This is a genomic window from Arthrobacter sp. NPDC058097, from assembly GCF_042884885.1.
GTDB lineage: Bacteria > Actinomycetota > Actinomycetes > Actinomycetales > Micrococcaceae > Arthrobacter.
The window spans coordinates 204,553-230,591 of sequence record NZ_JBHVSZ010000007.1; the positions used below are offsets into that span (position 1 = coordinate 204,553).

Consider the following 26,039-nt stretch of genomic DNA (forward strand, 5'->3'; position numbering starts at 1 on the left):
AGCCTTCCAGTACTCGGCGTCCTCCGGGGTGGAGATGCGCTTGCCGGAGGTTAAATCACCTCGAGCACGCGTTTGCGGGTGGGCGGGGGATGGGCGCGATCCAGGTCGGCCAGGTCGCGGGGAGTGAGCCGAATGTCGAGGGCTCGCTGGCACTCCTGGACATGGTGCGGGCTTGAGGCTTTTGGAATCGCCAGGACGAGCGGCTGCCTGAGCACCCAGGCCAGGGCGATCTGCGCGGGGGTGGCGCCGTGTTCGGTCGCGATGCGGACCAGCACAGGATCGTCCAGCATTCGGCCCTGCTCCAGGGGCGAGTACGCCATCACCGGGATGCCCCACCCGGCGCAGCGGGGCAGCAGATCGAACTCGATGCCGCGGCGAGTCAGGTTGTACAGCACCTGGTCGGTCGCGACCTTCTGGCCACCAGGCAGGCGCATAAGTTCTTCCATGTCCGCCACGTCGAGGTTGCTAACGCCCCAGTGCCGGATCTTTCCGGCGCGCTGCAGGTATTCGAAGGCTTCGAGCGTTTCGGCCAAGGGGGCATCGCCCCGCCAATGCAGCAGATATAGGTCGATGCTGTCCGTCCCAAGGCGACGCAGGCTGCCCTCGCAAGCGGCGACGGTGCCGCGCAGAGTGGCGTGATGCGGCAGGACCTTGGTGACCAGGAACGCTTCGTTGCGGCGTGCTGCCAGCGCCCTTCCGACGAGTTCCTCGGCGGCGCCATTGCCATACATCTCGGCGGTATCGACCACGCACATCCCCAGGTCCAGGGCCATCTGGATCGCCGCCGACTCGCGCGCGGCGTTGCCAGGGTGCTCACCCATTCCCCACGTTCCGATCCCGAGCACCGGGACAGCTTCACCGGAAGGAAGAAGAATCTCGCGCATCGTAACTCCCGTCAGAAAATGCCCCCGTCCGGCAGCAGCGTGTTTCTTCAAGCTACTCCGCCGGAGCAGGACACGATAGGTGGAGGGCAATTAGACGGAACGACCACGGCGTCTGCTTCCCCGAATCAACTGCCCACGGGCGACGCACTTAGTCGGGTGGTGATGTTTTTCAGCGGCCACCGTCACGAGCAGCAGTCCGGTAAAGTGCCAGCTGCCTCCATGTGCCCGCTGTCCCCGAAGGGGCTAGGCCAGCGCCTCCAGGGCTGCAGCGATGGGCTGGCTGCCGTCACGGAATCCGATAGTCCGGCCGATTGTGGCGGGAAGCTCCAGGACGGCCGCAGCGACAAGGGCGACGTTGGCGCGGGCGGTTTCGGCATTCTGCCAGGACTCGTTGACGTGGACATCTATCAGGCCACTGCCCGGCTTGTCCGTGAGCGCGCCGGGGCCGAGGATGGTCCAGTCCAGGCTGGTGGCGCGCAGGTAGGAGTCAGCGGCCGCTTTGGCCTCCGCGTAGTGGAAGAAGGGGTTGTCCGGGGGCACTCCGTGATCCGGTCCGGCTCCAAGATACGACACCGTGACGTAGCGACCGACGCCGGACTGGGCAGCAGCGTCCATTGAGCGGATCGCGGCGTCACGGTCCACGGCGTAGGTCCTCCCGCGGTTTCCGCCGCCGGCACCGGCTGACCATACGACGGCGTCGTGACCCGAGAGCGCCTCGGCGATTTCCGCCGTCGTCGCGTTCTCGACGTCCAGGACGACGGGGCTGGCGCCGGTTGCCGCGACGTCGGACGCGTGGTCCGGGTTGCGGAAGATGGCCGTGACCTCCCGCCCGTCCGCAGCCAGGACCTTGGAGAGTTCCCTAGCCACTTTTCCGTGACCGCCGATGATTGCGATTCGCTTCATGGACCCATTCTGTCCCAGGCCGCGGTATCCCGGCACCCCTTGCGCTTTCAGATTCGGCGTTGCTGCCGCCGGCGGCTTGGCGTCCAAAAGTGATATCGCAACCGGGTCATGTCGCATGGATTACAGCGTCGTCGATATAGCTGTCGCCCACCTGCGGAGGGTGCTCCGCGCGCAGTTGCACGCGGGACAGGGTCGTGACCGGTACTGACCCGGTGGCGCAAGTCAGGTCGCCATGTTCACGCAGGACCCCCCGGGCTACCGGACCATGAACTCCGCGTGGAAGGCCTCGTCCCGACACTGGTCGGTCGCTGTCCTGCCTGGGACGTAAAATTGACGCGGAAGTTTCCAACGAAGGAGCCCTATGCAGGACCGTATCCGTCACGCCAGAATGCACGACAGTCTGATGTCCGCTGAGCAGGCCGCGGCCCTGATCAGACCGGGCATGACGGTAGCCATGAGCGGGTTCACCGGCGCCGGGTACCCTAAATCCGTGCCGCAGGCGCTTGCGGAACGGATGGAAGCGGCGGCAGCCTCCGGCAGCCCGTTCAGGATCAAGGTCCTCACCGGTGCGTCCACCGCTCCCGAACTCGACGGCGCACTCGCTAGAGCCAGCGGCATGGAACTGCGCCTGCCGTACCAGTCCGACCCTGTGCTGCGGGAACGCATCAACAACGGCGAAATCGACTACATCGACATGCATCTTAGCCACGTCGCCCAGCACACCTGGTCCGGGTTTTTTGGCAATATTGACCTTGCCGTCATCGAAGTCGCCGGCATCCTGGCAGACGGTCGGCTGATTCCGTCCTCCTCCGTCGGGAACAACAAAACCTGGCTTGAGCAAGCAGATCAAGTCATTCTCGAAGTCAACGCCTTCCAACCCGCCGGACTGGAAGGAATGCACGACATCTACTACGGCACCGCCCTGCCCCCGGACCGGAAACCCATACCGTTGACTGCCCCGGATGAACGGATCGGCGAACCCTACCTGCACGTGGACCCAGCCAAAGTCGTGGCCGTCGTCAGCACGGACGCGCCCGACCGGAACTCCCCCTTTGGCGCCCCCGATGAAGCCTCCCGCGAAATTGCCGGGCACCTTCTGGACTTCTTCGACCATGAAATCCAGCGTGGAAGACTGACCGGGAAACTGCTCCCCCTTCAATCCGGCGTGGGCAACGTCGCCAACGCCGTACTTGCCGCCCTGTCCGAAGGCGGTTATGAGGGGCTCACCGCCTACACCGAAGTGATCCAGGACGGCATGCTCAACCTGATCCGCGACGGCGTGATCAAAGTGGCTTCGGCCACCTCGTTCTCGCTCAGCGCCGCAGGGGTAAAGGAATTCAACGACAACATCGACTTCTACCGCACCCGGATTCTGCTGCGCACCCAGGAAATCTCGAACCACCCCGAACTCATCCGCCGCCTGGGAGTCATCGCGATGAACGGCATGATCGAAGCCGATATCTACGGCAACGTCAACTCCACCCACATCGCCGGCAGCAAGGTCATGAACGGAATCGGCGGTTCCGGCGACTTCGCCCGGAACGGTTCCCTCTCAGTCTTCATGTCCCCCAGCACGGCGAAAAACGGCAGCATCTCAGGCATCGTTCCCATGGTCAGCCACGTCGATCACACGGAACACGACGCGATGATCATCGTCACCGATCAAGGTCTGGCTGACCTGCGCGGTCTCGCGCCCAAACAACGCGCGCAACTGATCATCGACCGCTGCGCGCACCCCGACTACCGCCCCATGCTCCAGGATTACTACGACCGCGCCAGGCGAGACAGCTACGGCAAGCACACCCCCCACCTCCTCGCCGAGTCCCTCTCCTGGCACGAGAGGCTTGTCGAAACCGGCAGCATGCACATGCAACCGGGCCGCCTCCCAACCGCCTCAATCAGATAACGCCCCGCGGTCACATCTGCCCCCTCCACGTCCGGGCCGCCCGCCGCACGCAATAATGATGCGCCGCCCCCGGGAAGGGAGGGGAAGACTTTGGCGGGTGCCTGGTTGGAGCAGGGGGACTATCCTCCTGCTTGGAGACAGACTATGGTCCCGGTTATGAAGCCGATCATCCTCCTCGACATCAACGGTGTGCTCAACCCGAAGCTTCAGTCGGATGACAGCTCCGGTGGCGCGAATCCCCACCTATCCGATTTGAAGGCTGCTCTGGTGCGTCGGCTCGCCACCAAAGGGAGGATCGCCTGGGTGTCGACATCATCTGAAGCTTTTGTGGATAGCCTCGAAGCGCAGCTGCAGCTTGGGGTGGACCCGCTGCGGGTGGCGATAACGCCCGAGCCGGACGATGAGGACCAGCAGACGCCCAAGCTGGGGTCCGTAGCCAGGTGGTTGAACAAAATGGAATCCGAAGGTGACGCGGACTGGGACGCGATTGTATGGATCGACGACGCACTAGGGGCTGACGTGCACGACTGGGCGCATCTGTATCACCAACCCGTCCTGCTGGAGAAGCCGCTCCCCGCCGAGGGCCTGACGGAAGCCCACGTCGTGGCTGTGCAGGTTTTCATTAATAGTGAAGACCGGGACCGGCCACCTGACGGCAGACCTGCGGCCTGGGACAGACACTGAATGGGCCCGATCTCGTTGGGAGCCACCTGGCGCTGCCCGCGAGCTGACCGTTTAGAGTCTTTGCCTATGAACATGAACGCCAGCAACGTCCCGGTTCGACCCGTCCAGCGTGTCGTGATCGTCCACGGGTACGAAGCTTCGCCGGACGCAAACTGGTTTCCTTGGCTTCAAGGCGCCCTCGAAGCTGAAGGCATAGCCGTCGCAGTCGTTCCCCTCCCTGCCCCAGACTCTCCCGACGCGGCAGCGTGGGAGGACGCTGTCAGCACGGCGCTGGGAGTGCCAGATGCGACAACGGTAGTTGTGGCACATTCCCTCGGTGTGGTTACTGCCCTACGAGTACTCGCGGCGCTGTCTGAGCCCTGGGAGCTGGGCGGTCTCGTGTTGGTGGCCGGCTTCACAGAACCACTGGAAGCACTGCCGGAACTCGATGGCTTCCTCGCAAGTGACGTTGACGTTGAACGAGTGGCAACGAGCATTGGGGAACGAACAGTGATCTGCTCTGACACGGACCCTTTCGTACCGCCAGCAGCATCCGGTGACCTCGCCCGGCGTCTGGGCGCACGGCTGCAGGTTCACCAAGGGGCAGGACACTTCATGACAGAAGACGGCGTCACAAGGCTTCCGGCGCTGCTCGACGTGATTCGGGCCCACTAGGCCAGACGCCGTTTGACCGGTTCCAGCAAACGGTCGCGTACCGCTACCAGCAGGACGCTGACGACGCCGGCACCCAGTTACGGGATCAAGGTGCGTTCGCTGATGGTTTCCCCGGAATCCCGGACTTCTTTACCGCGGAGGGTCCTGCACCCGGCCGCACCGTTTACCGACGTCCTCCAGAGTGGTGGTGCGGTTCAGGGGCGAGGCCTTCTTGATTCCCTCCTCGATCTCCGCGCGGCCTTCGACCTGCCAAGGAATGGCCTCGATGATTCCACCGGTCACCATGGTGACCACACGCACGCCCGTGCGGGCCCAACTCAATCGCCCTTTGCCGGCGCACTCCCTCCAACGCGTCCAGGGCAACCTTAAACCCGCCCAGCCCCAGGAGCGGCTGCGATCCGGAACCGCCGAACATCAGTACGGCGCCGGAGCCTTGCTTGATCATGTGGGTGGCCGCCGTGCGGGTGGTGAGGGAGTGATTCTCCGCAAAGAGCCTCGTAACCGCTGTCCTCCCGGAACATCAGAGTCCATGGCTGAGTCAGATGATTTCCTGTCCTGGGTGAGGTCCCCGCTGTACGAGACGGATCTGGCACTCCATATCGGTGACGCCGACCACGGTCGGCTCTCAGGTCACCCTCTCGACCTGCAGAAAGAGTTCATAGTCCGGCACCCCCGCCACTTCGAACAGGAGGTCGCCCGTGTTCCCGCCGAACAGGAACCGTTCTATGTAGGAATCCCCCGGATTTTTAAGCAGCTTCCGGAGCCTGGACTGCTGGAAAAGGAATGTTTTGGCTCCCATGACCTCGTCCTCAACAGCGCCGACGACAGCTAATCCCACGACGCTCGCGGCCTGGGCGGCCCAGTCTGTTAGCTGCGGCAGGTATCCGACAGCGGACATCTCCTGTTCGGTCGTTTTCCGGGTAGCTTCTGCATTGCCTTGATCCTCCTCCCAGAGTTGGACGCTGAGGGCAATAGGACCCGGGGCTCCGTCGATGTCCCCTTGTTTCGGCCAAACGACACTCTTTGGCGGAAAGAGCCTGGTTCCACCAGGGATGACTTCGGCGAAGACATTCGACCGCATGGTCTTGGTCTGTTGCGCACCGGGATCGAGAGCCGTGAAAATCCAGTACAGGTCGTCGGTCCCGCCCCAGTCGGGCCCGGTGTCAGCGACGCAGGTGAATTTCAGGGCACGCACAACGTAGTTGCTCACTGTAGGATTCCTTCCGCCAGTAGGCTACGATCCGCCGGTGCGCCGTCGTAGTCAATACCAAAAAATGTCCTACGCGACTGGACTTTTGTCATGGTCCCTACACGCCATACGTGGGACCCTGTTGCTCACAGCACCCGTAGGCGGATTCGCTGCCTTCCCTTTCACCGCCCACGGAGCAGATCAGGAAACGGACGCCTGAGAAGGCGGCGCCGTATGGGCGGAGTAGCTGGGCAGACTGGTTGGAGGCGGGCTATCACGCTGGAACGCGCTCCCGATCGCGCCGCCGCCCGTGCCGCCGCCCTGGAAGCCGTCGCCCGCGAACTCCGGACGCTGGAATGCGGGACTTCCGTCCGCGGGAAGGAGGGATAGGCAGCTCGGAGCGGCCGGGCGTTTCCTTGGCGACGGCCCCCGGTGGTGGAACCCACTGCGCCCGCGGCGGCTTCCCGATGCCCACGGCGGACAAAGTCAACCAAGCCGATAAGTGTGGGCCGGAATTGCGAGAATGTTCGGCCGGTCCAGGCCCACCCGGAGTGAGCGCTCAGGTGTTGAATGCCTAGGAAGTCAGCCAGGCTCGAACCTCTCGATGGCGCCCCGCCCATGCCTGGCCTGGTTCGCGCACCAGTACCGCACGGAAATTCCCAAGAATCCCGGCCACCTGTGGAACATCTACTGGGACCGTCTGGACGCCTCCGCTCCGGGATCCGACAGGGAAATCCGGTGGAGCATGACCACCCCTACCGAAGCCGAACTCGCTGCCTTGGACATGGTTGCGAAGCTCACAACTGATGGCCTCCCCACGCTGACTGGCCTACTTGACCGGCAAAACCTGCTCGAGGCAATCCAGGAACGGCGGTCGGGGGGGGGTTCGGCACGGAAACCAACATGAAGCGCTGGGAGGCTCTCCTCCTGGCCGAGAACGGCCCCTCCCCAGAGTTGGAGGCGATTCTCGCAGACCTGACTGGTCTGGCGCGGAATGACGGGCAACGGGCAGTGGCGGACGACGTCGAAACGTGGATCAGGGCTCAGTTCCACGTGGTCTGACATACAGGAGACCGAGCCGTCGGCATCATGGGTGGAGTTGCCGGAGAACGGCTGGGGTGCCCTGATGGGGTGGGCGGCCGGCAAAGAGAACGTCCGTCGCCGTCCGGCCTCGGATGCGGGCAGGACGTTGACCGGCTACACCGAGCATGCTGGACAACAGCAGCGGTTCGAGGGGCCCTTCACCTCAGCTGACCGGCAACACGTCGATGACGACATCGACACGTATCTCCGGGGCGCTGGCGTTCCGTCGCGGCCGCGAGGATATGTCTGGATGATTCGTGTTCCGGACGATCACGGATCGCCAGAGACTTTCCTGGCAGACGTTGACGCGGCGATCATTCGGGCTGCTAACGGCAGCGTCGACCCGAAACGGCTGCGCAGTGTATTCGTTGAAGTGCTCCGTGACGTCTACACAGTGCGTCGCTGAACGAGTTCGGCGGTAGCCCACCGATGCGGATGCCGCTAGGCTTCGGGCATGGGGTTCCTTGGGGGGAAACGAGTCCGCGGCATGGCGACACTGCTGGTCATTGCCAGCTCGGCAGGGGTCTTGAGCGCCTGCGCATACACTGACGACGAGGCCGGCATTGCGACCGCCCCGCCACCTTCAACTTCCCGGCCGGCCCCGCCTCCACCGCCGACGGCCGATACCGCGCTGGCCGAAAAGCAGGCAGGCAACCAAGTACAACTGGAACGGATCCTCGGCCCAAGGCCCTCTGACCTCGTCCTTGGCGGCTGGGGCGGACTTAGCGGAGACGGGCACCGCACCTCGCTGCCTGGCATACCTCACGGACGCTACAAAGTGACCTCTGCATGTGTCGGCATCACGGATGCAGCCCTCCTCATTGCACAGCCGGACCGCAGAGGAGGATCAACCCACGAACTCGCGCTCAAGTGCGGAACAGCCAGCACCATGACCGTGAACCTGGAGGCCGGTCAGGTCCTCAGCCATCTGGTGCCGATGACCACAGGACCGAGCAGTGCGGCCGTCGCCGGATTCTGGATGGTCCCGGCCCCCTAGACAGATCACGTCAACCAGGCATTGTCAGAAAGGAGACAAGCGTGAGCCTCAAACATCTATTCCGCCGCAAGGCCAAAGCCACAGGCAGCCGCGCAGCCGAAGCCGCAGGCCAAGCGAGTGCCCCGCTGGCACAAACCGAGGACCTGCAGGAGGCCTGGGCCGAACTGACCGAAGCGGCCCGGGGCTCCAAGGTGATGAGCTTCCACGCCTGCACGGCCAACGGAGTCCCCTGGGGCCAGGATCCCGCTGCCGTCCGCACCATTGCCGCAATACTCCGCGAGTTCCCCGACGGCCAGCAAACTACCTAGGCGCCCGCTCTACAGGCTGGCCACCCGTCATGGTCACCACGTGTATTTGTTGCGGGAAGCCTTCACAGGGCTGCCGTTGCGCCTGTGAGCCTTCCGGCCGCCAAGGATACTCATGCGCTTTTGGGTGCTGCCATCGGCCTTGAACGGTGACGCGTTCCGGCTCACCCCACGCTCTTGTCGCCGTCGAGCCGCAGCTCGGCCACGCTCTGCGACATGGAGTTGGCGCTGGCCGTTGCCGGAGCGGGGAATTTCAGGGCCGATCCCCAGGAGCATCCCCGGATCGGCGCTGACCTGTCCCCGCTCGATTCTGCAAGCCAACGATGAGGAACGTGGCGCCCATGGTTAAGAACGCGATCCAGGCTACGTTTCCCAGGAACAGCATGACTACCGCCAGGGCGAGAAACACGATCCCGAGCGGTAAGAATGCTGTACTGCCGTGCCTGTTCGCTCGGCCATCTTGCTCCCCCATTTGCGATTCCTTCCACTTACCCATTTTGCTGTGGGCGCTGACCCAATCGGGACTCCGGTAGATCACTCCGAGCGTCGCGCCGTCTGCGCGTCATACGGGACGGCCATGCCTGGCACAGACTCTCACAGCCAGCACGGACATATGACCGAGGGTTTACGTTAAACCCCGGGGATCCTAGCTGAAGTTCTTGGCGTCCTTCCTGTCGGTGGCCAGGAATGTGACTACTCCGAGAATCAGGGACGTGGCGAGGACAGCTGGGAGCGGGATGTTGCCACTTACCCACGCGGCAAACAGTGAAACGGCTGCCACCGACAGGCCCGCGAGCACGGCGACGTTCTGCCCTTAGTTGCTTTACCCATGGTGGGAGCATAGCGACATTTTTGGATCATGCGCCCCTGGTTAGCCGAACGGGAAGACTCCGATGAACCAGAAGGAAGCCACCGCGAACACGGCGAAGAACGGGATCACACAGCCCAGCACCAGCTTGGACGGGTGCGCGACCTCGAAGGATTCCCCGGGGCTCTCCGGGTTGTAGGCCACCTCCAGCACTGAGCCGGGAACGGGCCGCTCCACCAGGGAGACCTCCGATTCGCCGAAGTAGAGAACGCCCTGTGGCCCGGTGAACTCGTAGGTCGGCCAGAAGCGCACGTTCCTGTTCGTGTTGCCGACGCCCGAGGTCCAGCCTTCCCGGCTGCCGGTGACGGTCGCTTGCACCTTGGGCCAAGCGTCGATCAGCCGTTCCTGGGCCTGCGTTTTCCGCAGTGAATGGATGCAGGTGGCGGCCGCGGCCGCGCCGAACACTATCCAGATGATGTAAAGCACTATTTTCAAAGCGTCCCCCAAGTCGCAGTCACCAAGAAGTATGCCCGGTCTCTCAGCGGCATGCCTGTTGACAGGCTCTAGACTGGCCGCCATGAGCACTAGAACCCGCGGCTACAGCCAGCTGCGCGAGGCAGTTACCGCCTGCCTTAACAGGCACGACCTGCTCGGCGTCCTGGATCTCGGGGCGCCGGCGGACGAGTACGACCCGGAGGCTGAAGACTTCGCCTGCATCATCGCCAAAGGTGAACCCATCACTGCTGATGTAGTGGCCGCTGTCTGGCATAAATGGTTCGGTGAACCGTCGGAACACCCTGGGCCGCCGACGATTGGCATGGCAGCACTTGCCGTCGACCTTCGTGATGTTCAGCAGGCCTACGCCAGGTGGTGCGCCTGTCGGCTTTTGCGCCAGGGCTAGGATGGCTGCATGGGGATAGGTGAGGATCCACGATATGTCCGTCCCGCCCTGCCCACATCCACCTACTACTCCAGCGAAGGTGAACCCATCCCCTACGGCCAGCGCTGGGGTGAGGACGGACCGCCGGAGGATGCCTACAGCGTGCTCAACCACCCGGAGCGCTTCGCAGCACTGCACGACGTCGCCCACGCCCTCATCGCCCATCTCACGGCAACCTTCGACGTCGAGGTCGACGACAATCAGTCCACCATCAATGACCTGCTCAGGCAGCCCGAAGCTGTGGTGGAGTCGGTCCGGGTTACGCCACGAAAAGCGGGGACCGCGTCTTTGACGTTCGTGCTCACACAACCGCCGGGAGTCATCGTTCACGCCGGAGTGCTTCACGACTTCGCGTTCCCGCCCTGCAGCTGCGATGCGTGCGACGAAACGGCTGAATCGGCAGCTGACCGGCTGGAGTTGCTCGTGCTTGCGGTCACGGCCGGCGGGTACAGCGAACGCTATCCGGTCGGCTGGCGGCGGTGGCTGGGCTATGGACTGACGGCGGCCGACGGATCAGCGGAAGAAAGTGGACAGGGAGATCCCGGGTCGATTGTCCCCGACCGTCTGCGGAGCGCCAAGGCCCGGCTGAGGGATGTTCCAAACGGCTGGCTCCCCTGGCCTCCCGGTGAGCATAGGCAATGAGGCTCCGTCTCGCCCGCCCCCACCCAAACATGCCTGGACGCAGCCGCGTCCGGGGCCTTTGAGTCAATAGGCTGTGTCCATGGCGACTATGTGGTGGAAATCCTTGTCGGATTTCGAGCGGGATCTGAGCTCCGCCGATGACGCCCGCGTCGAAGTGATGCGCAAGTGTGCCAGCGATCGTGAGGATGCCGCCGATGCCCCGGGGACCGGGCGTGCACCTAAGGCCACACGCCATTTCAGACTGATGCGGGTCGCTGCCGAACAGGAATTGGCGAAGCGCCGACCGTTGTGAATGTAGGCACCTGAACCGTAGCTGGCAGGATGGATCCCGTGGCTGACAGAAGATGGGAGGCAGCTCCGAATCCGGAGTGGGCGCTGATGTACCGTGGCGGCCTCACCCGCGCCCAGATCGCGAAACTGGTCGGCGCTCCGACCTCGACGGTCGGCTACCACCTGGACATGGCCAGGAAAGCAGACCCTGACTTGCGGACCGCGCACAAGGCGGCCGCTGCCCTCAGGACAGCGCATAAGGCGACGGCGGGGGCCTGGAGCACATGCGCCAGCTCGCGGTGTTCGTAGAGGAGGCTGGCCGGTACCCGTCCAGGGCCAGCACCAGCGAGTCTGAGCGAAGTCTGGCCGCGTGGCTGCAGCGTCGGAGGGAGGAAGCCCGTGAGGGCACGCTTGCGCTTGCCTACAAGGATGGTATGGCGGCACTGTCTGGCTGGCAGACTCCGAGCCGGGCAGAGGCCGACAAATCATGGTGGGACGAGCGGCTCGCGTCCTTGGTCGAGTATCGGGCCGCCGGCAACGACTGGCCTCGGCACAAAGCCTTCGTGACAGGGCTGGAGCATGATCTGGGTGTGTGGCTCCACTTCCAGCGGGCCAAGCTCCACCGCGGAGAACCGGACGAGTCAAAGGTCTAGGCGCTGGACCAGGCGCTGCCCGGCTGGCAGACCGGGAGAAAGCGCGGCAGGAAGCCCCGCCACGACGGCTGACGCGCTCTCAGGAAATGTACCGATCCAGCCTTGATGCTCGTCCTGCAATTCTTGATCGACTATTGACCGCTTACGCCGGGATTCTTGAGCTTCTGGGAGAAGAGTGTCAGTTACCGACACAGAAGACCGGGCTGCTGGAAGCGATAAGTCCTACTGGGCAACAGCAGCAGTCCCGACCTCATCGGGACCTTGGCCCTCCGGCCTCCCCAATCGCCCCCTCCGTCGACCGGTTCCCCCAAGCCGCGGCGGAGGGGGTTCTCCCCCGCGGCGGCCATTCCGACCTGACGGTAGAGATTGGAAGCCAGGGGCCGACCCCCTTGGGTCTTCGGCCCGCCGAACTTGATCGAACCTTGCGGAAAGCCCCGGCAAATTCTGAGACAACCCGGCAAGACTGCCTGCTTAGGGGGCTCCAAAAGAATCCCCGGTAGGGGGACCAGCAATGCCACTGCAGACATACTCTCCCGGCCGCTAACTGGTGCCCCGACAGCCCTCGTCGCGAGCTGCTCGGTCAGCCAGCCCAGTTGCTGGCCAATGCCCATACCTTTCATCGGCACCTCGTGCACCCACTGGCTCCCAAAGACCGCGTACCGGTATTGCTCCCTGCCATGACGGTGAGCCTGACGTTGTCCGGACCGGTGAGCTCGGCTTTTCTCTGTGCCTTGCCAGTCGCGGACCACCGGTGGATCGGTGGTGACACGCCGTCCCGGGAGAATTTTTTCTTAAGCCTTCCGGACATATTCAATTGCGGAGTCAATGTCCAGATGGGAAACGTCAGCCAGGCGGCCCTTAGCTGTTTTCTGTAGGATAACCCCGTCCTCCGCGGGCAGTTCGCGGCCTAGTCGGTCGGACCAGTAGGTCACCAAGCCAATTTTCGGGGCTCCAATTGGCCAGTCGACGGCCTCAACGATTTCGTGCGTGAGTGCCGCACACCAGTCCGCATCCCAGATTTCGCCCAAAGCCTCGACGAGAGCAGAGATTTGCTTCATGGGTGGGATCAGCTCGATGTCCTCGGTAAGGAAGTCAACTTTCAGGGAGTTTCCTCGACGGGTCGCAGCTCCCACAGTGCCCGTGAATGCAACCATATCCTCCTTCGGCCAAGTGCTTATCCGGCCGTACAGAGGAATGGCGAGTCCGCCTTTCTGCCAGATCTGGCCCGCGTCATCGGTCTTAGAAAAGGACGCGAGATCCACATCATCGGGACGGACGTTGGCGGGAAACGGCATCATCGTGAAGTCGTTTTCTTCTCCCACATCTGCTGACCAGTCCAAGGTGTCCGTTTGAAGGGACGCTGCCACCGCGCTTAGCGATTGAAGCAGCTTCGCAGCAATGTCATGCTGGGCTTCAGTCCTGGCCGGCCACCGGCAGAGGACAAAAGGCTTCTGGGCTAGCTCTTGTTTGAACATTTCGTGCTTGTCCATTTCGTTTCACTGGGTCAGGGGGATGTATTTCACATCCACGGGTAGCTCTTCTTCACGCACTATCTGCTGGAACCGGCGGGCTAGGTCTTCATTCCTCGTGAAAATCCATTCCAGTCGCGCGCCGGGAGGTAAGGCTTCAAGCTGCCTGTCGAGTTGCCCATCGATCCATTTTCCAAGCGTCCTGTCGGTCGCTCTAATCCTCTGGAAGAACGGCTTGTCCAAGTAACTGTAGTTACCCTTGATCTCCTGGTATATCTCAATCGGCGGGTGTCCCCGCCAGAAGTGTCCGTCGTAGTCAACCTTCATGCCATCGTGCACGACTACATACTCGAGGAGCTTTCCGTTTGGTCCGACCGTTTCCACTCCGGTCCCGAATATCTGGTCTGGAACGCCGTTCAAACTTCGCCCCCCAGTTGGTTCCTCCCATCGACCGACCCCGCCGTCAGTGTCCCCGATGACTGGTTGCAGATCGGGGTGACGCCCCGGCAGTGTGGCATCGCCGAGCGTATGATCGACCGCTCTGGGAGTCATGTCAGGGAGCGCGGAGGGTGGAGTTACCCGTTCGCTCGACACAGTCCGGGACTCGGTATGCGCTAGCCAGGTGCCGGAACCATTTACGTCGGGGACCCCTTTGTGGATACCCGCGATGGAGGGCTCTGGAGAAAGGCCGCCAATTGATTGCCCTGCCTTGGCCAGGCCCTCGTCGAGCTTCCGAAGGGCGTCGCCAATGCCTTGGTTCCAGACGGCGATTCGCGCCTTGCCCAGTTTCGAGGCCACAGCGGCCGTGGCCTCGCTCAACGCCCCTCGCGTCGCGGTCGTAAGCCCTGACGCGGCCTTGGAGAGGTCCGCTGCGCCCTCAGTAAGTCTTCCGGCTTTACCAGCAAGGGTTCCTGCTTTGAGCCCGGCGCCGCTGCCACCAACGAAGAGTGACGCGACGTCAAATGTCACAGCACCGCCGGCGTACCAAGGGTCCTTTCCCCACTCGTCGTAGTGCACGGCTGTCTTTCCTGCTTCGGCCACTGTGAGGACTGCTTTCACGTCCTCGGCGGAGAGGTCGCGGGCTCCCCGATCGATAACGGATTTCGTGGTAATCACCGCGCCGGCCAGTGCCCACATGCTCTGCCACGCCTGGGCCTGCTTCAGTTTGTCGGACGTCCCCAACAGGGTATAGAGACCTTGTCCCGCCCCTACGATGGCGCCGAGGAAGCCCTGCCCGGTGGATCCGATCCCGCCCAGGCGAACGGAGGCATTGGCAGGCCCCCAAGGCTGGTCGGGGATCTGCTCATCGGTCCCCAGGAAGTGTTGGACGTGTGTGAATACGTTGCCGAACCAGTCTGTGGAACTGTCCAGGCTGTGTCGCTGGATGACTGGGGCCGTGACAGTTTCCCCGCCGGCCAGCGCATTCAGCGCTGAGGCGCATTCGGCGTCGGAGTCCAGGATTTCCTGGGCAAGGGCGCTGACGCGGTCGTAGGTTTCGCGTCGCTGGTCTACGATGCCGATTTTCGTCTGCCAATCATCGTTACCCAGGATTAGCTCATCGAGCGCTTCCACGTCGGCGCCGAGGGCGGTGACGCGTCGCTTCAATTCCCGGGCCCTTTCGGCGTAGGCCGTCAATGCTTCGGAAGCACGGAGGGTCACATTTTCGAGTGCTTGGGAACGAGAGAGGACGGGTGTGAAGCCGCTAAGAACCTGGCCAGCTTCAGGCGCTTGGTAGAACCCTGAGAGAGCCGCCCATGTCCCTGCTGCAGGGCTGACGCCGGAATGAACAGACGTACCGGAGACGGAGAGTGCACGAGCGTGTGTCTCTAAAGTGTCCGCGTCCGGTAGGGGCGGTAACGCGCCCATATCGATGCCGCTCGCTCCCGCGCCGACGGCGCACACTTGGGTGAAGTCCCCGCTCATCCTTATTTTCCGTCCCGGTGAAGGTCAATGTGTCGGCCAACAGTGGCTCAGGCAGGCTAAGCCCCTACTTGGTGTGAATGGATGCGGCACTGCTCGCGGCTGTGGACGCCATGACCAGGTCGCCGTTGACATAGTGCCCGACTGCCCCCGATGTGCCTGAGACGACGGTGGTACTCCTGTCCACCACGTCCTTGACTGCTGGGCTCAATGTCATCTCTAGGAGGGAACCTAGGGCTTGTTGTACGACGGCTGAAGGCACTGCGGCAGCTAGTCCTTCAACGGCCGACCGCATTTGCTCCAGGGGACGTTGAAGATCTGATACTGAGGCGGCAGTGGAGCTGATGACCCCTCGGGCCGCCGGCACGTCGATATTCCAGGTGCCAGCCATGCGCTAACGAACCCGCCGGTCAGCCAATGCCCTGCACCGCGTTGCGGGCAGAGGTTGAGGCGGTGGTTGCGGTTTCGTCGTTCAGGCCCAGTGTGCTGCAGACCAGCGCGATGATGGCCTTGACCTCGGCGGCTGCGCTGCCCCAGCGTGCTTCCACGGCCTGGTACTCGGCGTCCACGCCGTCGGCACGGAAGTCGGACATGGCTTGGTTGACGTCGGACTGGCGCTGGGCGATGAGGCTCTCCAACTGTGCGGCGAGGGCTTGGATGTCGCCTTGGACCTGGGAGGAAACGTTCGTGTCGTATGCGATGCGGTTTGCAGTCATTTTTGGGTCGGGGCCTTGCGGCTCCTGCTCCGTTCCGGACTCAGAGAAAGGATTTGCTGCGGGAAGACGGCAGAAGACGGGCTAGAGGGCCCGCCCCTGGAAGCGTGCGGCGTCGAAGTTCGCCGATCCCTCGCTGCGGCGGGCGTTGTCGCCAGCAGCCAGGTCGCCCTGTTGGAAGGCTGTATCCATGCCGGACTGGCCCCGAACGATTGAGGCAAGCGCAGTGTTCAACTCCGAGGCGACCAGGTCCGAGCGGTTCTTGAATGAATCGAATGCCGCCTTGCCTGCACCGCTAAAGCGCCCCTCGAGCGGCGTCACGGCATCCACAAAACGCCGGACGAGGGCGCCGAGATCCTGATGTGATGAGTCGGTCTGCTTGTTCAGGTTGCCTAGGGTGTCGGCACCCATGTCAAAAATAGCCATCGTTCCCCCCAGTAGGAATGTAGGACAGCGCCGACGCCGGACGGCACCGGACACCATTAACAGGATGGACAAACCGAAGAGTTAAGTCCAGTCGATGCACTAAACAGGTCAAGAAACAGCGTGTGACTTGCACCGGAAACCTGGCGCGATAGGTTTAAAGGCTGATTGGCACTACGACAACCGGGAACGCCGAAATCGGAGTCCGGAGGGGGACGAGAATGGCGGAAGATTACGATTCCCGGCTGCTTGAGTCAGCACGCGTGCGGAAGCACCGCCTCGACGATTCCTTCCTGTTTGGGAGGAATCCACAGGAACGGACCTACGCCACGGTGACGACCAGGCTGATGCAGTCGCTGCTGCTGGCAGCTCTCATCGCAGCTATCTGCGTCGGCTTTAGTTTTGTCCAACACCTGCTCAATGAACAATCCGCGCGGCAGTCCGCGCAGGCAACTACCGTCACTGTTTCCGAAGGAACTCCATGAGCGGCGCCTTGAGCCGAGTTACCGTTATCGCACCCCACCGGCACCTCGACCTCCGGCTTCCATCCGACGAACCTGTGGCTTCGCTGATGCCACAGATCCTGGCGCTCATGAACGACGGCACTGATGGTTCGCCGACAAGGTCATTCAGCGGAAGCGGCGCGGTTGTCAGGTCGACCGTATTGACGACGAGCCTAGGTATCGCCCTTGAAAACTCGCTGACCCTCAGGCAGGCCGGCGTCCCGGAGGGCTCCTTGCTGTATCTGCGTGATGAACGCGACGTACCTCCTGCTCCCGATGTTTATGACGTTCCGTCCTTTGCAGCGGAAGCGACCGAACGGATTCCTGCGCTGTGGGCGGGTGCGCTGCGGACCGCAGGCCTCTCTGCCGTGGCGGGTCTGCTGCTTGTGGGGGCAGGTGCGTCGTTCGTGCTGCTGGGCCCTGGGGGCGGCTACGACGGCGTACTCGCCGGGCTCATCATCGCTGCGATCTTGATGCTGACGGGCGCAGTTACAGGCCGGTGGCGCTCAGCGCCGGCAGGGCTAGCCCTTCTGTGCGCCGGGCTGGCTGTCTCGGCTGCGGCAAGCATCGTCGCAGGGCCCCAGCCCGGGGCGCTGCTCTTCCCGGGAGCTGTTGTTCTTGCGATGGCGGGGGCCGCCGTCGCGACCGGCCGGCATGTCCCGTTCCTGTCCAGCGCCGCACTGCTCCTTGCCTTGGGAGGCGCATGGACTGTCCTGGCCTGGAGCACAGGCGATCAGGCACTGGCGGCGGCCCTGACCGGCATCGCCGCAATCTTCGCACTAGGTGTCGCTCCGCGGCTGAGCACAGTCCTGACAGGCCTGAGCGGATTGGACGACGACCAGCGGCAGGGCAAACGTATCTCCCGGAACACCACCCTCGACGCCGTGCACTCAGCCCACGCAACATTGACTGGATGGACCCTGACGGCGGCCACAGTTGCCGCCACCTCAGCTATTGTCACCGCTACGGCCACAGACCGACTTCCTTGGGCTGCGCTGCTGTCCATCGCTCTGCTCGGAGTGCTGACATTTCGCGGACTCTCCCTGCCGTTGCTGGCGCAGCGGGCAGGAATCTATGTGGCAGCCGCCGCGGCCTGTCTGGGGGTGACAGCAACGTTTGCCCTGACGTTCGGGCAGCCACTTTTGCTCTGCGGCCCCGGCGCGATGGGAGCGCTCGTGCTCATCGCCTCTATCGCCCGAGTCCGGCCTCAGGCCGCCGCACGCCTCCGCGTGGCGGCGTCCCGGCTGGAACTCCTCTGCGTACTGTCGACCATTCCTCTGGTCCTGGGACTGTCCGGGGCCTACACACAGCTAGGACAGACCTTTGGCTGACCAACCACGCACAGGATTCCCGATCGGCCGCCCCGACACCGAGGCCCAGGCTCCGCAGGAACCGAGCCAAACCACACAGCGCTCGTCTTCCCCCGGCGGTTTCCCGGGAATGACCCCCGCGGCCAACCAGACAGCAGTCCGCAGCGCAGCAGCGCCGGCGCACGCCAATGTGCCTGCACCGGCGCCGATCCCCCGCCATGCGCCTCCGCCGTCGACCCCGGCAGCCGCGGCACGTCCCGAAAAGTCCCGTAGGAACGGCGGGGACAGTCTCTGGGAGCGCGTGCGCTTTGAAGTCACCGATGCCATCACCTCCGGGGCCCTGTCCGAGCGGCTTATCCGCGGCTGCGCAGCAGTTGAGGCCCCGATAACCACCGGACGGCGGGTCGTTGTCCTGGGAACGGCCGGAGGTGCAGGAACAACCACTGTCACCGCCGTACTCGCCAAGCTTCTGGGCAGCATCCGTCAGGAGCCAATCATGGCACTGGACGCCACGGACCAGGCCGGTGACCTGCTCCGGTATCTGGGCGCGCCTGCACCGGCTGCGATGTCAGCCCTGATACGCAACTTCCAGACCCGACCGGTCCGAAGCCTTCCCGAAGCCACCACCAACGCTGCAGCCTGTGGCAATCAGGTATTTGCTGCGGACCGCCACGACGTGCCCGCAGTGGCGGACTCACCGATCAACCCGCGGGAGTGGACGGACGTGTCCTCCACGCTGTCCCGCTTCATGGCCGTCACACTGGTCGACGCAGGCAACGCCCCGCTGTCCCGCCACGCCGCCGCCCTGCTGGAAACGGCCCACGCCGTCGTGCTGGTCACGCCTCCCGGTGACCATGCACCGGCCAAGCTGGCATCCATCCAGGCCACCTTGACGGGGGCATTTCCGCAGGTGCAGCAGTTGGAGGTCACGGTGCGGTCGAGGGACAGTCAGGAGCGGAGGCTTGCCGACAGGGTGCTGCCGTTCGACCGGCACCTTGCAGGTGGGGGCGCGCTGCAACTGAGCAGGCTTGGTTCCAGGACGAGGATCGCCGCCACCGAGATTGCCGGCATGGCGCTGCTGGCCGCCAACAGGGCGTAGGCTATGACCACGCGAACTGTGCACAGGCCGGCACGAACGACCTTGCCGCAATGCACGCCGGAGCCCGCGCAGCTGGACGCACCGCCGCAGCTTGCCACGGGAGCCGGCGGAATGAACCTGCTGGCGCTGGTGCCCATGCTCGGTGCCGCAACGTCAGTGACCGTAATGATGCTGTTCCGGGGTTCCTCACTGGCCGGTATCGGCGCGATCATGATGGTGGCAACAGTGCTGGCCTCGGTGGTGCTGATGTTCTCCCAGCGCGGCAAGGCAACACGGCAGCGGGCAGCCAAGCGGCGGCTCTACATGGACTACCTGCGCCGACGCCGCCAGGACTTTGAAGACGAAGAGCACCTCGCGCGGGCGGGAGCCAATGCCGCCCATCCCCCGGCTGACCGGCTGGTCGAAAACATCGTCAATGACCCGCACCGGCTATGGGAACGCCGCCGGACCAGCCCCGATTTCCTGATCACCCGCATCGGAACCGGCACCGTGCCCCGGCGCAGCATCAGCGTTCAGGACAGCGGCGACTCCGTAGAACGCCCGGACGCGTTCATGCTGTCCGAGGCCGAAGACCTCCGTCAACGATTTAGCAGCACCCCCGACATGCCCCTGACCCTGCCGCTGGGCGCCGTGTCTGACGTGTCCATCGTGGGTGACCGGGCCACAGCGCTGACGGTATGCCGGAACCTGATCTGCCAGCTCACCGCCGCGCAATCACCAGAGGACGTCGAACTGGCAATTGTCACCTCCGAGACCGAGCTGGAAGCCTGGGACTGGACCAAGTGGCTTCCCCATATGCAGGAACATGGGACGTTGCGCCGGGCTGGCTCACTACAGGAACTGGCGGTACTGCTGCGTGGCCAACTGGACGCCCGGGCGGCCGCCCTGAGCAGCGCTGCCCGGAACTTCCAGCAGTTGCCGCCCGATGCCCTTCCCCGCCTGGTTATCATCACAGACTTGACCGCGCAGAACGCCGACCCGCTTCCCGGTTTGCCCGCGGACCTGCCGCTGACCAGGCTTGCGGTCACCCGTATCCACCTACTCGCAGAGCAACAGCAGGAACCTGAACACGTGGACCTGCGACTCACCGTGGCACCGGATTCCCTCACCCTGGAGGTGACCGCGACCGGGCAGAAGATCAGGGGGATTGCCGATGCCGTGCCACCCGCAATAGCGGACGCCGTGGCCCGCAGCTTGGCTCCCCTCCGACTCTCCGACGTGTCCCACGAGTTTGGCGAACACAGATCCTCGCGCAGCTACGCGGAGGCTCTGGGTCTTAACGACTACACCGCCGAATCGATGCTCCAGCTCTGGCGGACCCAGCGGGGCCCGGATTTCCTCCGCGTCGCCCTGGGTGAGGACGAGGACGGTACGCCGGTGCACCTGGATCTCAAGGAACCGGCGCAGCAAGGCATGGGACCGCACGGGCTGTGCGTGGGCGCGACGGGCTCGGGCAAATCCGAACTGCTGCGCACCATTGTTCTTTCCCTGATCGCCACCCATTCACCGCAGGACCTCAACATGGTCCTCGTGGACTACAAGGGCGGCGCCACATTCGCTCCGTTTGAGGACGCTCCCCATGTCTCAGGTCTCGTCACCAATCTGGTCAACGATGCCAGCCTGGTGGACAGGATCTACTCCAGCCTGTCCGGGGAGGTCAAACGGCGGCAGGAACTGCTCAGGAACGGCGGCGATTTCGCCCACATCAACGACTACCGGTTGGCCCGTGACCGCAACCCGGCAGATGCCGCCCTGCAGGAACCTCTGCCCTACCTGTTCGTATGCATTGACGAGTTCGGTGAGCTCCTCACCACCCGCTCTGACTTCATCGACTTGCTGCTGTCCATCGGCAGGATCGGCCGCTCGATCGGCATCCATCTGCTCCTGGCCTCACAAAAAGTAGAGACCGGAATGCTCCGGGGCCTGGACACCTACCTTGCCTACCGCATCGCGCTCCACACCAACTCCGAGAGCGAAAGCCGCACCATCATTGACGTGCCCGACGCCTACCACCTGCCCAGCACCCCTGGACACGGCATCCTCAAGGTGGACACGACCGTCTTCAAGAAGTTCCGCGCCGCCTACGTCTCCGGCGCCCTGCCCTCACAAGTGGACGATGCCATTCCCACCGCACCCGCGGCCGAGCCCGTAAGAGTCTTTGGACTAGCCGGGGACGCACACAACAACGTAGCCACCAAAAATCCAGATACCGTAGCGCGCCCAGCCGTGCCGCAGCAGAAGACCAGCCCGGGCGCCGCCACCATCCTTTCGACCATCGTCGGCTTCGCCTCCGCACAACCCCGCCAGACATCCCCTGTGTGGCTACCTCCGCTGCCGACGGCCATCTCCCTCGCCGTCACCGGTGCCCCGCTCGATCTCACTTCCACCGGGCCACGGCTGGCCCAACCACGTCACCTTCATCCCGCCGTCGGAATCCTCGACGACCCAGCCAGGCAGTGGCAAGGCCCCTGGCACCTGGATCTGTCGGCGCGCGGCGGCAACCTGGCAGTCATCGGAGCACCCCAAAGCGGAAGATCCACAGCCCTCCGCACCATCGCCGCATCCCTCGCCCTCAGCCACAGCGTTCAGGACATCAACATCTACGGCGTCGACCTGCTCGGCAACGCCCTGTCCGGTCTGGCCGACCTGCCCCACTGCAGCGGGACGGCAGGACGCGGCAACCGCGAGCTGCTCCGCCGGACAGTGGAAGAGGTCCAAAGCCTCCTGAACGCCCGGCAGGCAGTCTTCGAGACCCACAACCTCGATTCGCTCCAGGCCATGCGGTCCCTGCGAAGCAAAGGCGCGCTAAAGGAGCTGAGCTGCACCGATGCTTTCCTGTTCATCGACGGATTCGGAAGCCTCACCTCCGAGTTCCCGGAACTGGAGGATGCCGTTCACGACATCATGACCCGCGGCAGCTCCCTGGGCGTGCACGTGATCGTCAGCGTCCGAAACTGGTCGGAAATCCGAATGTCCAGACAGTCACTCCTGGGAAACCGGATCGAGTTGCACATCTCCGATCCGGCGGACTCCATCGACCGCAGGCTCGCCACCACATTGGGCGCCCACCGCCCTGGCCGCGCGCTCACGACCGAGAAGACGATCGGCCACTTTGCGCTGCCATCCCTGGCCGAACTCCCAGACCCTGCGGATACGGGCCGCGATCTGGCGGAACTCGCCTCCGTCCTGCGACGGTACTCAACGGAGACCGCGCCCCCTGTCCGGGTCCTCCCCCAGCACGTTCAACTGCCAGTGGACTACAGTCCGGCAGGAGGCAGGACGGCACTTGGCATCCGGGAACATGACGCCGGAACAGAAACCCTCGACCTCTTTGGCGCCGACCGCGGCGCGGTCATCTTCGGCGACCCAGAAACCGGCAGAACCAACCTCCTGCGGACCGCGGCCGCCCAACTCATCGCCTCCCATAAACCAGGCGAGCTCGCGTTCGCCATCTTCGACCCGCGCCAGCAGCTCCAGGACTTCGTCCCCGACGGTTACCTCGGCGAATACGCGGCAAACGGCCAGCGCGCCGCCCAACTTGCGGAATTTGTTGCGGGCCAGGCGCGTGAACGGCTCGGCGACGGGACACGCGCCCCTGTCCGAACACCCCGCATCGTGCTGCTTGTGGACGATTACGACATCCTGGCCGCCACTGGAAACCAGCCGCTGCGACCGCTTGCCGGCTACCTTCCGTCAGGGGCCGATGTCGGGCTGTTCGCCCTGGTCACCGCCAGGACAACCGGCGCCGCGGTGACCGTCCACGATCCGTTCATCTCCAGCCTCAGGGCGGCGGGCGCTCCTGTCATCATGTTCTCCGGGGATCGGTCCGAAGGGGTGATCGCCAACGGCGAACGTCCCATCCCGCTGGCAACCGGACGTGCCAGGATCCTGCGGCCCAGCCGCCCTCCGGTTATGCTCCAAACATTCCACTACAACGGCGAGGCGCCCCACCATGAGCTATGAGTTCCACCTCATCTGCGACCAGAACCCGACGTTGAATCTCTTCGAGGCCGCGTCCGTGCAGTTCGAGAACAAGTTCACCCTGTCAGCCGTGGAAGGCTCAGACAACCTCGTCATGAGCTTCAACGGAGAGGACCTGGCCCTCCTCACCACCCCGCGGCCGGTCCCGGTACCCGAAGTCACCAGGATCTTCGGCGAGCAGGTTGCCAACCAGCTCAAGCAAGAAGCATGGGTATCGGAAGTGAGCTGCCCCTACGATAAGGACACCGCCGAGGCCGTGCGCTCATTCCTGATGATCACAGTGATCGGCACCCAGGGACTGCTGATCGATCCACAAGCCAACGAGGTCATCAACGCGGACTGGGGCTCATGACGACTCCTCTGGTCCTAGTCCAAACCAAGGCCACCCGGCCGTGGCTCAGCCGCACGCTATGGGGCGAACTCCACCAGGCAACCAGCAGTGCACACCAAAGCGGTATCGTCGCACTGCAAACTGCTCCCGAAGCCGCGCCCAGCTATCCCATGCTGGCGTTCCTGAAAGCAGCCGGCATCCCCTGGGTCACAGCAACCCCCGGTGGGGATTTGGGGAACGCGCTGACTCCTCACGGAGAGGACGAACCGCCCCCGAGACAGACCCCCGCTCTCCGAATCTATGGCAGCGTGCTCCACGCTGCCACCGAAGAGCTAGTGATCGGTTCCTTCAGCGCCCGCATGCTGCTGGCCTCCCTGGAAAGCGAACCCGAGCACATGGGCCCGACCGAGCCGCTGGAGCACTCCTGGGACACCGCTGCCGTGACGGAATGGTTCCGCCATCACATGCCGCTGGGAACCATGCTGCAGTCCGGCCCCGGATTCGCCGGAGCGATCACCGCCTACCGTACCGATACCGGCGTGATCGAATCGTTTGACGTGCTGCTGTCACCAAACCGGTCGGCGGGTGGAACGGCCGGTCCGGGGCGACGCTCACTTTGGAACGTGGACCGGCACGCAGAGGTCGAGGCAGCCGCCGTGGCGGCCAACGTTCAGGAACTCGGTATCGAACTGCACTTCGGCGCCGTTGGACTGACTGTGCCCGCAGGCAAAGACGCCTTCCGGGTCCCACAGCTCCTCGTGCTGGGCCCTGCGCTTGGGCGAACGGTCCAGACCCAAGCACCGGAACTGGCGGGAGTGGTCAGCAACCTCCTTGGCACCGCCCCGTTCCAGCACCTGGCCATCCGCTACCCGGAAAGTCCGGCATGGGACGGGGGACGCGCCCGAGACTTCCAACAGCGGATACTCGCTGCGGCGGCCCGGGCGGACAGCCCGTAGTTGCCTAGAGGTAGCCGTCCACGATGGCGGCGGCGATCTCCTTGTACGCCCGCCGTGTGGCGGCGGAAATCTTTTCCAGGGAAATCCGGTCCCCGTCAGCCACCCCACGGTCGTGCGGGACGGTGATGAGCTGGCGGCAATAACCGGCCAAGTGCTCTTCAATGGCCCGCTTATTGACCCTACTGGAGACCTGGTCTTTGTCGGTGACCACAACTATGGCATTGCGCGCGAGGCTTTCATAGCCGTGGGCGGCCAGCCACTGCAGGGTATTCCTCGCCCGCTTGGCCCCGCTGACCGCGTAGCCGGACGCGATGACCAGGTTGGTGGCCTGCGGCAGCACACCAGCCATGGCGGGGTGGGAAACGCCCGTACCGCAGTCGGTCAACGTGACCGAGTAGTACTGGGAGACAAGCTGCTTGATCTGTAGATATTCCTCCGCCGTCAGGGCATCCGACAGCGCCGGGTCCTGTTCACCGGCGATCAGGTGGAGCCGGTTGGCGTGGTGCATATAGTCAGTCAGTTGGGTCAGGGAATTGATCTGCCCAATGTCCCGGACAATGTCCGTCACCGTGCGGGGCTTGGCTTTCTGGTACAGCATTTCGCCCAAGGCCCGCTCGGCAAGGTCGCCGCTGTCCGGGTTCGCGTCGATGGCGCAGGGGTGGTCGCCACGGTATTCAGCCAGAATCATGCCAACCCCCACGGTGGTGGAGGTCTTCCCGATCCCGCCCTTCAGGCTCAGAATAGCCGTGTTGAAACTGCCGGACAGCGGCCTGGCAATCCGTCGCTCCAGTTCCGCCTCCTCCTGGTCCTTGGCGCTGGGACCCAGGTTCACCAGGCCGCCGGTAGCGGAGTAGACAGCGCCGCGGAAACCGGACGCAGGCCGAGGGCGGTCCGGGCGCACGAATTGAGTCTCGTTGATCGGCGCACCATAGGGCGCATCGGCTGGTCGATCGATTGCGGTCGGAAAGGAATCGCGGGCCCCAGGCTCTCTCGTAATCGCGCTTGCTTTCTGACCAGCTGCCTTCGCGGGAAGACCAGAACCTGAGGCCACGGCCGGGGAAGGCTCTTCAGGCGATACGGGTTCAGCCCGGCCGTCCGGGTGAACCTGAAATCTGCCGCGCGAACCATTCGAGTGATCGGTAGCCTCCGCAACAACCGGAGCGCCGGACGTTTGCGCGAAGTCCGCCAGCACCGCAATGGCTGCCGAATACGGGTCCACGCCAGGAGGAGGGGAGATCGCCTCGCCGCCCACAGTCAGTCTGCCATCGGCAAACACTTCAACCCTTGTGGCCCCCAGTTCCATTACTGCTCCTCAACGTCAACACACCCGGATGGTGCCTCCCAGTGATCCTAGTCGCCGCAACACTTGGCGGTCATGTCATGAAGACACTCAAGCGGGTTCAGAACCTCCGCTCC

Annotated in this window: 30 protein-coding genes; 18 read left to right on the plus strand and 12 right to left on the minus strand. The window is 64.0% G+C overall.

Features of this window, described 5'->3' with window-relative positions:
- Positions 1–50 precede the first annotated feature (50 nt).
- Entirely contained in the window at positions 51–884 is an 834-nt protein-coding gene (locus ACFVTE_RS13970; protein WP_387101282.1) for an aldo/keto reductase, read from the minus strand.
- Positions 885–1,127: 243 nt separating this feature from the next.
- The gene (locus ACFVTE_RS13975; protein ID WP_387101283.1) at positions 1,128–1,787 is read right to left on the minus strand and encodes an NAD(P)H-binding protein; all 660 of its coding nucleotides are present in this window, start codon (positions 1,785–1,787) and stop codon (positions 1,128–1,130) included.
- A 361-nt stretch (positions 1,788–2,148) separates the two neighbouring features.
- On the opposite strand from ACFVTE_RS13975, the gene ACFVTE_RS13980 reads away from it, so the two are divergent.
- The 3 genes from ACFVTE_RS13980 to ACFVTE_RS13990 all read left to right on the plus strand — a co-directional run bounded on the left by ACFVTE_RS13980 (position 2,149) and on the right by ACFVTE_RS13990 (position 5,031).
- Positions 2,149–3,693, plus strand: a complete 1,545-nt coding sequence (locus ACFVTE_RS13980) for an acetyl-CoA hydrolase/transferase family protein (protein ID WP_387101285.1) — start codon at positions 2,149–2,151, stop codon at positions 3,691–3,693.
- 156 nt (positions 3,694–3,849) lie between these two features.
- The gene (locus tag ACFVTE_RS13985) at positions 3,850–4,377 is read left to right on the plus strand and encodes an HAD domain-containing protein (RefSeq protein ID WP_387101287.1); all 528 of its coding nucleotides are present in this window, start codon (positions 3,850–3,852) and stop codon (positions 4,375–4,377) included.
- A 72-nt stretch (positions 4,378–4,449) separates the two neighbouring features.
- Positions 4,450–5,031, plus strand: coding sequence for an RBBP9/YdeN family alpha/beta hydrolase (locus ACFVTE_RS13990; RefSeq protein WP_387101289.1), 582 nt, complete (start codon positions 4,450–4,452; stop codon positions 5,029–5,031).
- Between the two features lie 129 nt (positions 5,032–5,160).
- Here the strand turns inward: ACFVTE_RS13990 and ACFVTE_RS13995 are convergent, their stop codons facing one another.
- Both ACFVTE_RS13995 and ACFVTE_RS14000 read right to left on the minus strand, forming a co-directional pair.
- Positions 5,161–5,352, minus strand: a complete 192-nt coding sequence (locus tag ACFVTE_RS13995; protein ID WP_387101291.1) for a hypothetical protein — start codon at positions 5,350–5,352, stop codon at positions 5,161–5,163.
- A 304-nt stretch (positions 5,353–5,656) separates the two neighbouring features.
- Positions 5,657–6,241, minus strand: coding sequence for a hypothetical protein (locus tag ACFVTE_RS14000; RefSeq protein ID WP_387101293.1), 585 nt, complete (start codon positions 6,239–6,241; stop codon positions 5,657–5,659).
- A gap of 882 nt (positions 6,242–7,123) precedes the next feature.
- On the opposite strand from ACFVTE_RS14000, the gene ACFVTE_RS14005 reads away from it, so the two are divergent.
- The 4 genes from ACFVTE_RS14005 to ACFVTE_RS14020 all read left to right on the plus strand — a co-directional run bounded on the left by ACFVTE_RS14005 (position 7,124) and on the right by ACFVTE_RS14020 (position 8,608).
- Positions 7,124–7,282 carry a hypothetical protein gene (locus ACFVTE_RS14005; protein WP_387101294.1) on the plus strand — a complete coding sequence of 53 codons (159 nt, stop codon included), beginning with the start codon at positions 7,124–7,126 and terminating at the stop codon, positions 7,280–7,282.
- A gap of 31 nt (positions 7,283–7,313) precedes the next feature.
- On the plus strand, positions 7,314–7,709 hold the full coding sequence (locus tag ACFVTE_RS14010) for a DUF5956 family protein (RefSeq protein WP_387101296.1): 396 nt from the start codon (positions 7,314–7,316) through the stop codon (positions 7,707–7,709).
- Between the two features lie 372 nt (positions 7,710–8,081).
- On the plus strand, positions 8,082–8,300 hold the full coding sequence (locus tag ACFVTE_RS14015; RefSeq protein WP_387101298.1) for a hypothetical protein: 219 nt from the start codon (positions 8,082–8,084) through the stop codon (positions 8,298–8,300).
- Between the two features lie 41 nt (positions 8,301–8,341).
- Positions 8,342–8,608: a hypothetical protein gene (locus ACFVTE_RS14020; RefSeq protein ID WP_387101300.1), complete on the plus strand. Its 267-nt coding sequence runs from the start codon at positions 8,342–8,344 to the stop codon at positions 8,606–8,608.
- 643 nt (positions 8,609–9,251) lie between these two features.
- On the opposite strand, the gene ACFVTE_RS14025 is transcribed toward ACFVTE_RS14020, so the two are convergent.
- Positions 9,252–9,404 carry a hypothetical protein gene (locus ACFVTE_RS14025; protein ID WP_387101302.1) on the minus strand — a complete coding sequence of 51 codons (153 nt, stop codon included), beginning with the start codon at positions 9,402–9,404 and terminating at the stop codon, positions 9,252–9,254.
- A gap of 72 nt (positions 9,405–9,476) precedes the next feature.
- Positions 9,477–9,899: a DUF3592 domain-containing protein gene (locus ACFVTE_RS14030; RefSeq protein ID WP_387101460.1), complete on the minus strand. Its 423-nt coding sequence runs from the start codon at positions 9,897–9,899 to the stop codon at positions 9,477–9,479.
- Between the two features lie 91 nt (positions 9,900–9,990).
- Here ACFVTE_RS14030 and ACFVTE_RS14035 point away from each other — a divergent pair, with 91 nt between their 5' ends.
- From ACFVTE_RS14035 to ACFVTE_RS14055, 5 genes are all read left to right on the plus strand, one after another.
- Positions 9,991–10,314 carry a hypothetical protein gene (locus tag ACFVTE_RS14035; RefSeq protein ID WP_387101303.1) on the plus strand — a complete coding sequence of 108 codons (324 nt, stop codon included), beginning with the start codon at positions 9,991–9,993 and terminating at the stop codon, positions 10,312–10,314.
- A 9-nt stretch (positions 10,315–10,323) separates the two neighbouring features.
- Positions 10,324–10,995 (plus strand): DUF6226 family protein, encoded by a 672-nt coding sequence (locus ACFVTE_RS14040; protein ID WP_387101305.1) that lies wholly within the window; start codon positions 10,324–10,326, stop codon positions 10,993–10,995.
- A 79-nt stretch (positions 10,996–11,074) separates the two neighbouring features.
- Positions 11,075–11,287, plus strand: coding sequence for a hypothetical protein (locus ACFVTE_RS14045; protein ID WP_387101307.1), 213 nt, complete (start codon positions 11,075–11,077; stop codon positions 11,285–11,287).
- Positions 11,288–11,325: 38 nt separating this feature from the next.
- Positions 11,326–11,574 (plus strand): hypothetical protein, encoded by a 249-nt coding sequence (locus ACFVTE_RS14050; RefSeq protein ID WP_387101308.1) that lies wholly within the window; start codon positions 11,326–11,328, stop codon positions 11,572–11,574.
- Positions 11,575–11,699: 125 nt separating this feature from the next.
- Positions 11,700–11,918, plus strand: coding sequence for a hypothetical protein (locus ACFVTE_RS14055; protein WP_387101310.1), 219 nt, complete (start codon positions 11,700–11,702; stop codon positions 11,916–11,918).
- Positions 11,919–12,709: 791 nt separating this feature from the next.
- On the opposite strand, the gene ACFVTE_RS14060 is transcribed toward ACFVTE_RS14055, so the two are convergent.
- From ACFVTE_RS14060 to ACFVTE_RS14080, 5 genes are all read right to left on the minus strand, one after another.
- Entirely contained in the window at positions 12,710–13,408 is a 699-nt protein-coding gene (locus ACFVTE_RS14060; protein ID WP_387101312.1) for a hypothetical protein, read from the minus strand.
- Positions 13,409–13,414: 6 nt separating this feature from the next.
- The gene (locus ACFVTE_RS14065; RefSeq protein WP_387101313.1) at positions 13,415–15,046 is read right to left on the minus strand and encodes a hypothetical protein; all 1,632 of its coding nucleotides are present in this window, start codon (positions 15,044–15,046) and stop codon (positions 13,415–13,417) included.
- Positions 15,047–15,374: 328 nt separating this feature from the next.
- Positions 15,375–15,698: a DUF6507 family protein gene (locus ACFVTE_RS14070; RefSeq protein ID WP_387101314.1), complete on the minus strand. Its 324-nt coding sequence runs from the start codon at positions 15,696–15,698 to the stop codon at positions 15,375–15,377.
- A 19-nt stretch (positions 15,699–15,717) separates the two neighbouring features.
- Positions 15,718–16,023: a pore-forming ESAT-6 family protein gene (locus ACFVTE_RS14075; RefSeq protein ID WP_387101316.1), complete on the minus strand. Its 306-nt coding sequence runs from the start codon at positions 16,021–16,023 to the stop codon at positions 15,718–15,720.
- An 81-nt stretch (positions 16,024–16,104) separates the two neighbouring features.
- Positions 16,105–16,446, minus strand: a complete 342-nt coding sequence (locus tag ACFVTE_RS14080; RefSeq protein ID WP_387101318.1) for a hypothetical protein — start codon at positions 16,444–16,446, stop codon at positions 16,105–16,107.
- Between the two features lie 218 nt (positions 16,447–16,664).
- Between ACFVTE_RS14080 and ACFVTE_RS14085 the strand changes: the two genes are divergently transcribed.
- From ACFVTE_RS14085 to ACFVTE_RS14110, 6 genes are read left to right on the plus strand one after another with little or no spacing between them, the layout of a single operon-like run.
- Complete coding sequence (locus ACFVTE_RS14085; protein WP_387101320.1) at positions 16,665–16,928, plus strand: hypothetical protein; 264 nt, start codon at positions 16,665–16,667, stop codon at positions 16,926–16,928.
- Positions 16,925–18,277, plus strand: coding sequence for a type VII secretion integral membrane protein EccD (gene eccD / locus ACFVTE_RS14090; RefSeq protein WP_387101322.1), 1,353 nt, complete (start codon positions 16,925–16,927; stop codon positions 18,275–18,277). Before ACFVTE_RS14085 ends, eccD begins: the two co-directional genes overlap by 4 nt.
- Positions 18,270–19,355, plus strand: coding sequence for a hypothetical protein (locus ACFVTE_RS14095; RefSeq protein ID WP_387101324.1), 1,086 nt, complete (start codon positions 18,270–18,272; stop codon positions 19,353–19,355). Before eccD ends, ACFVTE_RS14095 begins: the two co-directional genes overlap by 8 nt.
- 3 nt (positions 19,356–19,358) lie before the next feature.
- Positions 19,359–23,318, plus strand: coding sequence for a type VII secretion protein EccCa (gene eccCa / locus ACFVTE_RS14100; RefSeq protein ID WP_387101326.1), 3,960 nt, complete (start codon positions 19,359–19,361; stop codon positions 23,316–23,318).
- Positions 23,308–23,688 carry a hypothetical protein gene (locus tag ACFVTE_RS14105; RefSeq protein WP_387101328.1) on the plus strand — a complete coding sequence of 127 codons (381 nt, stop codon included), beginning with the start codon at positions 23,308–23,310 and terminating at the stop codon, positions 23,686–23,688. Before eccCa ends, ACFVTE_RS14105 begins: the two co-directional genes overlap by 11 nt.
- Entirely contained in the window at positions 23,685–24,623 is a 939-nt protein-coding gene (locus ACFVTE_RS14110) for a DUF6177 family protein (protein WP_387101329.1), read from the plus strand. Before ACFVTE_RS14105 ends, ACFVTE_RS14110 begins: the two co-directional genes overlap by 4 nt.
- 4 nt (positions 24,624–24,627) lie before the next feature.
- Here the strand turns inward: ACFVTE_RS14110 and ACFVTE_RS14115 are convergent, their stop codons facing one another.
- Positions 24,628–25,926: a MinD/ParA family protein gene (locus tag ACFVTE_RS14115; RefSeq protein ID WP_387101331.1), complete on the minus strand. Its 1,299-nt coding sequence runs from the start codon at positions 25,924–25,926 to the stop codon at positions 24,628–24,630.
- Positions 25,927–26,039 lie beyond the last annotated feature (113 nt).

Coding starts and splice junctions, on each gene's coding strand:
- ACFVTE_RS14060 (WP_387101312.1), bottom strand. CDS start 13,408: ATGGACAAGCACGAAATGTTCAAACAAGAGCTAGCCCAGAAGCCTTTT.
- ACFVTE_RS14035 (WP_387101303.1), top strand. CDS start 9,991: ATGAGCACTAGAACCCGCGGCTACAGCCAGCTGCGCGAGGCAGTTACC.
- ACFVTE_RS14105 (WP_387101328.1), top strand. CDS start 23,308: ATGAGCTATGAGTTCCACCTCATCTGCGACCAGAACCCGACGTTGAAT.
- eccD (WP_387101322.1), top strand. CDS start 16,925: ATGAGCGGCGCCTTGAGCCGAGTTACCGTTATCGCACCCCACCGGCAC.
- ACFVTE_RS14070 (WP_387101314.1), bottom strand. CDS start 15,698: ATGGCTGGCACCTGGAATATCGACGTGCCGGCGGCCCGAGGGGTCATC.
- ACFVTE_RS14045 (WP_387101307.1), top strand. CDS start 11,075: ATGGCGACTATGTGGTGGAAATCCTTGTCGGATTTCGAGCGGGATCTG.
- ACFVTE_RS13970 (WP_387101282.1), bottom strand. CDS start 884: ATGCGCGAGATTCTTCTTCCTTCCGGTGAAGCTGTCCCGGTGCTCGGG.
- ACFVTE_RS14080 (WP_387101318.1), bottom strand. CDS start 16,446: ATGGCTATTTTTGACATGGGTGCCGACACCCTAGGCAACCTGAACAAG.
- ACFVTE_RS14115 (WP_387101331.1), bottom strand. CDS start 25,926: ATGGAACTGGGGGCCACAAGGGTTGAAGTGTTTGCCGATGGCAGACTG.
- ACFVTE_RS14110 (WP_387101329.1), top strand. CDS start 23,685: ATGACGACTCCTCTGGTCCTAGTCCAAACCAAGGCCACCCGGCCGTGG.
- ACFVTE_RS14005 (WP_387101294.1), top strand. CDS start 7,124: ATGAAGCGCTGGGAGGCTCTCCTCCTGGCCGAGAACGGCCCCTCCCCA.
- ACFVTE_RS14085 (WP_387101320.1), top strand. CDS start 16,665: ATGGCGGAAGATTACGATTCCCGGCTGCTTGAGTCAGCACGCGTGCGG.
- eccCa (WP_387101326.1), top strand. CDS start 19,359: ATGACCACGCGAACTGTGCACAGGCCGGCACGAACGACCTTGCCGCAA.
- ACFVTE_RS13980 (WP_387101285.1), top strand. CDS start 2,149: ATGCAGGACCGTATCCGTCACGCCAGAATGCACGACAGTCTGATGTCC.
- ACFVTE_RS13990 (WP_387101289.1), top strand. CDS start 4,450: ATGAACGCCAGCAACGTCCCGGTTCGACCCGTCCAGCGTGTCGTGATC.
- ACFVTE_RS13985 (WP_387101287.1), top strand. CDS start 3,850: ATGAAGCCGATCATCCTCCTCGACATCAACGGTGTGCTCAACCCGAAG.
- ACFVTE_RS14055 (WP_387101310.1), top strand. CDS start 11,700: ATGGCGGCACTGTCTGGCTGGCAGACTCCGAGCCGGGCAGAGGCCGAC.
- ACFVTE_RS14040 (WP_387101305.1), top strand. CDS start 10,324: ATGGGGATAGGTGAGGATCCACGATATGTCCGTCCCGCCCTGCCCACA.
- ACFVTE_RS14075 (WP_387101316.1), bottom strand. CDS start 16,023: ATGACTGCAAACCGCATCGCATACGACACGAACGTTTCCTCCCAGGTC.
- ACFVTE_RS13975 (WP_387101283.1), bottom strand. CDS start 1,787: ATGAAGCGAATCGCAATCATCGGCGGTCACGGAAAAGTGGCTAGGGAA.